At 68.7% G+C, this 5,454-nt stretch carries 6 protein-coding genes; 2 read left to right on the top strand and 4 right to left on the bottom strand.

The genetic code is table 11. From position 1 onward, the window contains the following. The coding region (locus tag FNH05_RS30915; RefSeq protein WP_144592391.1) for a DUF1275 family protein at positions 1 to 555 on the bottom strand (555 nt) is incomplete at its 3' end. Between the two features lie 52 nt (positions 556 to 607). Further along, positions 608 to 1,291 (bottom strand): DUF899 domain-containing protein, encoded by a 684-nt coding sequence (locus tag FNH05_RS30910; RefSeq protein WP_144592390.1) that lies wholly within the window; start codon positions 1,289 to 1,291, stop codon positions 608 to 610. A gap of 250 nt (positions 1,292 to 1,541) precedes the next feature. Here FNH05_RS30910 and FNH05_RS30905 point away from each other — a divergent pair, with 250 nt between their 5' ends. Next, on the top strand, positions 1,542 to 2,162 hold the full coding sequence (locus FNH05_RS30905; protein ID WP_144592389.1) for a trimeric intracellular cation channel family protein: 621 nt from the start codon (positions 1,542 to 1,544) through the stop codon (positions 2,160 to 2,162). A gap of 154 nt (positions 2,163 to 2,316) precedes the next feature. On the opposite strand, the gene FNH05_RS30900 is transcribed toward FNH05_RS30905, so the two are convergent. Then, complete coding sequence (locus tag FNH05_RS30900; RefSeq protein WP_144592388.1) at positions 2,317 to 3,210, bottom strand: helix-turn-helix transcriptional regulator; 894 nt, start codon at positions 3,208 to 3,210, stop codon at positions 2,317 to 2,319. A gap of 120 nt (positions 3,211 to 3,330) precedes the next feature. Continuing rightward, positions 3,331 to 4,137 carry an SDR family oxidoreductase gene (locus FNH05_RS30895; protein ID WP_144592387.1) on the bottom strand — a complete coding sequence of 269 codons (807 nt, stop codon included), beginning with the start codon at positions 4,135 to 4,137 and terminating at the stop codon, positions 3,331 to 3,333. A 297-nt stretch (positions 4,138 to 4,434) separates the two neighbouring features. Between FNH05_RS30895 and FNH05_RS30890 the strand changes: the two genes are divergently transcribed. Beyond that, positions 4,435 to 5,427, top strand: a complete 993-nt coding sequence (locus tag FNH05_RS30890; RefSeq protein WP_144592386.1) for an aldo/keto reductase — start codon at positions 4,435 to 4,437, stop codon at positions 5,425 to 5,427. Positions 5,428 to 5,454: the final 27 nt, after the last annotated feature.

Here is a 5,454-nt window from a genome sequence, read left to right as displayed (position 1 = left end):
GCCGAGCATCGCCGCGACCGAGCCCAGCCGCCGGTGAGGCTTCGAGCCGGTGCCACCCGCGAGAACGCTGTCGGCCGCGAGGCCGGTCAGCGTGAGCGTGAGGACCGTCGTGGTGAGGTCGGGGGCGGCGAGCCGCCGGACGGTGGCGTTCTGCACGCCCAGCGCGACCGCGAGCACGGCCACCGTGACCAGCGCCCGGTCACCGCGGTAGGCCAGCACTCCGGAACCGCCCAGCACGGCCACCATCGCGAGCACTCCCGTCTCGGTGGTGAAGGCCGCGGTCAACCAGGTACGGGGCCGGGTGCCGAGCCGTGCCCCGAGCCGGCCGCCGAGCAGTGCGCCCAGCAGGAACCCGCCGATCGCCACCACGGAGGCCAAGGCCCACACGCCCGCGCCCGGCTGCAGCGCGAACCCGAGGAAGACCACGTTGCCCGTCATGTTCGCGACGAAGACCCGGCCCAGCCCGAGGTAGCTCACCGCGTCGATCAACCCGGTCACCGCGGTGAGCGTCAACAGCGCGGCGACCAGCCCGCGGCGACCGATCGGGACGGCCACGAGAACCCCCTCCTGGAACACACGGATCCAGGAGAACCCGGACCGGAGCGGCTCAGTCTCCCACGCCGTACCGGGCGTAGCGCTCGGAACGCCACCAGTGGCTGTACGCCGGCGCCTGCGGCCAGCCCGCGGGGACGTCCTGCCACTCCTCCTGCCTGCCGTAGGGCAGCAGGTCGATCAGCGGGAAGGTGTGGCTCAACTGCTCGACGCCACGGCCGTCGGTGTGCCACGTCCGGTAGACGGTGTCGCCGTCCCGCAGGAACACGTTGACCGCGAACCCGCCTCCTTCCGGTGCGCCCACGTCGGCGCCGAAGGAACTACCGGCCGTCGAATACCAGTCCATCGCATTGCCGACTCGCCTCTTGTACGCCAGTGCCTCCTCGATCGTCCCCTGCGTGACGACGACGAAGCGGGCGTCGTAGTCGTCGAGGAATTCCAGTTTCCAGAACTGGGCGGTGAAACCGGTACAGCCCGGACACTGCCACTCCTGACCGGGTTGCCACATGTGGTGGTAGGCGATCAGCTGGGACTTCCCGTCGAAGACGTCGGCGAGCCGGACGGGCCCGGCGGGCCCCCGCAGGGTGTACTCGGGCAGCCGCACCATGGGCAGCCGCCGCCGCTGCGCGGCGATGGCGTCCAGCTCCCTGGTCGCGGCCTTCTCCCGGGCGCGCAGTTCGCCGAGCCGCCGCCGCCAGGTGGCTTCGTCGGTCACGGAAGGCAGTGGTTTGCTGGTCATGTCGGCCTCTCTCCTCGCTCCTCCAGCGGTGCGGGCGCCGGTACTGGACCCGCACACCGGATAGACCAGGCGTGAGTGCGAAACTCACCGGTCCCTCGATCGAGCGAGGCCGGGCACGTCGGCGCGGGCAGACCTCCCGGGCTCCCCGCGGGGCGGCACAAGTGAGCGGCAGCCCTGAACCGAGGGTTTCCTCCGTACCCGGGTTACCCTGCTGGCCCCTCTGCCCCGTGCCCGTCCTGGGAGTCCCGCCATGCTCACCGTGCTGGAAATCGTCGGCCTGATGGCCTTCGCCGCCTCCGGTTCCCTCGCCGCCGTGCGCGCGGAGCTGGACGTGTTCGGCGTCGTGGTGCTGGGACTGACGACGGCACTGGGCGGCGGGATCATCCGGGACGTGCTGCTCGGCGTGCAGCCGCCCGCCGCACTGGTGAGCTGGCCGTACCTGGTGGTCGGTGCGGCGACCGCGCTCGCGGTGTTCGCCTTCCACCCGCTGGTCGCCCGGCTGCGGAAGGCCGTGCTGGTCGCCGACGCCGCCGGGCTCGGCCTGTTCGCCACGGCGGGCACCGCCACCGCCCTCGACCTCGGGACGCCGGGGTACACCGCCTGCCTGATCGGGATGACGACCGGGATCGGCGGCGGGGCGTTGCGCGACCTCCTGCTGCGGCAGATCCCCCTGGTACTCCGCCGCGAGATCTACGCCCTCGCCGCCCTGCTCGGCGCGGTGATCGTCGTCGCCGGACATACCCTGCACTGGCCCACCGGGCCGGTGACCGCCGTCGCCGCCGCGGTCACCGTCCTCGCCCGGCTGCTGGCCATCTGGCGCGACTGGAACGCCCCCCTGCCCAGGGCGGGCTCGAACCGGTGGGAACGGTGACGCCGGGGTACCAGTGAGCGGTGAGCCCACGACGGACGAGCAGGACACCGCACGAAGTCCCGGCCGAGAAGTTCACCGGTCTCGACGCGATCGAGGACGAGATGACACCGCCTCACGTCATGGTCCGCCGACCAGCGCGACTGAAGGAGGTGGACTACCCGTTGCGTGCGTCGAGCTCGGTCGGCAGCGTCTGCTGGGTGGCCGCCCACGAGGCCAGGAGCGCCAGGTTGTCCGCGGTCGGCGTGCCCGCGGGTGCGGTGTAGACGGTCAGGTGCAGGCCGGGTTCGGCGGGCAGTCCCAGGGTCTCGACGTCCAGGTCGAGCCGGCCCACGACCGGATGGTGCATGCGCTTGCGTCCGGACCGGTGCAGCCGCACGTCCTGGGATGCCCACCGTTGCCGGAACAGCTCACTGCGCGTCGACAGCTCGCCGACCAGGGCGATCAGCTCCTCGTCGTGCGGGTTGCGGCCGGCTTCCATGCGCAGCTTCGCGGCCGCGTCGCCGGCGACCCGGTCGTAGTCGACGAAGAAGTCCCTGGCCGCCCCGGGAGCCAGATAGACGAACCGCGCTGTGTTCGCGGGCCGTCGCGGGTCGGCCAGCACCGGTGAGAACAGCGCGCGGGCGAGTTCATTCGTGGCGAGCACGTCGTAACGTCCGTTGCAGATCCAGGCCGGCGCGTCGGAGATGGCGTCGAGCACCTGCCGCAGTGTCGAGCGCACCTTCACGGCAGGCCTGCGCCGGCGTGGACCGCTGGGCGCCCCGGATCGGCGCGCGAGGTGGAACAGGTGGTCGCGCTCGGCCTCGTCGAGTTGCAAGGCAGAGGCCAACGCGTCGAGCACGCCGTCGGAGGCACCGGCGAGGCTGCCGCGCTCCATGCGCACGTAGTAGTCGACTGATACCCCCGCCAGTAGCGCTACCTCCTCGCGACGCAGGCCTTTGACCCGACGATGGCCGCCGTAAGCGGGCAGGCCCGCTTGCTCGGGTGCGATGCGGGCGCGACGGGAGCTGAGAAACTCCCGGATGTCGGTGCGTAGATCCATCGTGGCCATCCCCTCACGGTAAGCCCGTCCCGCAGGCCAAGGGAGGTACTGCGGGTACCCCGACGACTGCATTGGGGGCCCGGACTCGGAGGTGTTCACGAGGGGCCGTCAAAGCCTCGCGCCGACGCCCTAGGGGGTACCCGATGCGGTCGTCGCGATGCCGCCGTCTACCGCGATGATGGTGCCCGTGAGGTAGGAACCGGCCCGGCTAGCGAGAAACACGGCGATACCCGCCATGTCGTCGTCGCGGCCGAGCCGGCGTAGAGGCGCCTTCGCCGCGATCGTGTCGCCGATGGCGTCGAGCGTGGACGCCATCATCTGCGACGGGAACGGTCCCGGTGCTACCGCGTTCACCGTGACGTGCTGTGGGCCCAGTTCTCTGGCGAGCACTCTGGTGAGTTGATGGAGTGCCGCTTTGCTGCCGGCGTACGAGTAGTTGGGCGACTGGGCGACGTGGATGGCGGCGATACTGCCGATGTTGATGATCCGCGCGGGATCATCGGCGGTACCCGCCCTGCGAAGTGCGGGCAGCAGCGCCTGCACCAGCCAGAACGGCGATTTGAGGTTGAGGTCGATCACTGCGTCCCAGGCCTCGTCCGGGAACGTCTCCAGCGGCTCGCGCCACATCGCTCCCGCGTTGTTGACGAGGATGTCCAGGCGCTCCGAGTCGGCCTTGACCAGATCAGCGAGGCGCCGACACTCGTCGTGCCCGGACAGGTCGGCGGGGATTGCTTGAACGTCGCCGAATTCGGACAGTAGACGCTGTGCCTCCGCGCACACGTCTGCTGTGCGTGAACTGATGACGACGCGGGCGCCCGCCTGCAGAAGGCCGCGCGCGATCATCATCCCAATGCCCCTGGTGCCGCCAGTGACAAGGGCATACTTCCCACTCAGATCGAAAAGGTCCGCGTGAGTGGTGAATTGGCTGTCCGTCATTGGTCTCCGTCCCTTCTGTCGTGGAAGAATGCGCCGACCCGGTCGCGCATTCGGGGCGCTGAATTGAACTGATGGCGGTAAACTGCAGTGCGTGCCCATGGAGTGTTGTCGGCGCTTTCGTTCAGGGCGCCTACTCAACCAGGTTGACAGGCGTTTCGGACGTCTGGGAGGCCCTGGTGATACCCGTATCACCAGGGTCTCCCTGCCGGCCGCAAGGCCTGCTTAACCTGTGTCCGGTTCCCGGCTGAACGCAGGGAAGCAATGGGCCGGATGATATTTTCCGAAGGAGCATCTCCAGTGCAAAAGCGCAAACTTGGACAGCAACTCGAAGTTTCGGCCCTGGGGCTCGGCTGCATGGGCATGAGCTTCTTCTACGGTACGCCCCCGGACCCAGCCGAGATGACGAAGCTGCTGCGGGCCGCAGTCGACCGCGGCGTGACTTTCTTCGACACCGCCGAAGTCTATGGCCCTTTTACCAATGAAGAGCTGGTCGGTCAGGCACTGGCGCCGGTGCGCGACCAGGTGGTGATAGCCACCAAGTTCGGTATCAAGCACGGCGAACACGGGCCGACCCCGATGTCGGGGGTCGATAGCCGACCCGAGCATATCCGCCGGGTAACCGAGGCCTCGCTCACGCGTCTGCAAACCGAGTGCATCGACCTGCTCTATCAACACCGCGTCGATCCCGACGTGCCCATCGAGGACGTGGCCGGTACGGTAAAAGAGCTGATTTCCGAAGGTAAGGTCAAGCACTTCGGTCTGTCGGAGGCCGGCGCGGCGACGATTAGCCGCGCCCACGCTGTGCAGCCTGTGGCGGCGCTGCAAAGTGAATACTCGCTCTGGACGCGAGAGCACGAGACCGACATTATTCCGATCTTGGAGAAGCTGGGCATTGGTCTGGTGCCCTACAGTCCGCTCGGGAAGGGCTATCTGACCGGCAAAATCGATTCCAGCACCTCGCTGGCCGACGACGATCTGCGCCGCTCCCTGCCGCGCTTTACCCCCGAAGCGCGACAGGCCAATCAGGCACTGGTCGAGTTGCTCCGGCAGATTGCCGACGACAAGGGAGCTACGCCGGCTCAGATCGCCCTCGCCTGGGTGCTGGCGCAGAAGCCGTGGTTCGTGCCGATCCCCGGCACCACCAAGCTGCACCGCCTGGAAGAGAACCTGGGCGCACTCGACATCGAGCTGACGCCCGGTGACCTGCAGCGTATCGAGGAGACCGCGGCCCGAATCCATATCCAGGGCGGGCGCGTTCCCGAGCAGTTGAAGTCACTGTTCGGCCGCTAGGTGTACTGACCCGGGAGGTTGGGGACG

Origin of the sequence: Amycolatopsis rhizosphaerae (assembly GCF_007713715.1) — a bacterium.
GTDB classification, from domain to species: Bacteria; Actinomycetota; Actinomycetes; order Mycobacteriales; family Pseudonocardiaceae; genus Amycolatopsis_E; species Amycolatopsis_E rhizosphaerae.
Note: the sequence above shows the minus strand (reverse complement) of the source record. Positions and strands in the feature narration are given on the sequence as shown.

Coding starts and splice junctions, on each gene's coding strand:
- FNH05_RS30905 (WP_144592389.1), top strand. CDS start 1,542: ATGCTCACCGTGCTGGAAATCGTCGGCCTGATGGCCTTCGCCGCCTCC.
- FNH05_RS30910 (WP_144592390.1), bottom strand. CDS start 1,291: ATGACCAGCAAACCACTGCCTTCCGTGACCGACGAAGCCACCTGGCGG.
- FNH05_RS30900 (WP_144592388.1), bottom strand. CDS start 3,210: ATGGCCACGATGGATCTACGCACCGACATCCGGGAGTTTCTCAGCTCC.
- FNH05_RS30895 (WP_144592387.1), bottom strand. CDS start 4,137: ATGACGGACAGCCAATTCACCACTCACGCGGACCTTTTCGATCTGAGT.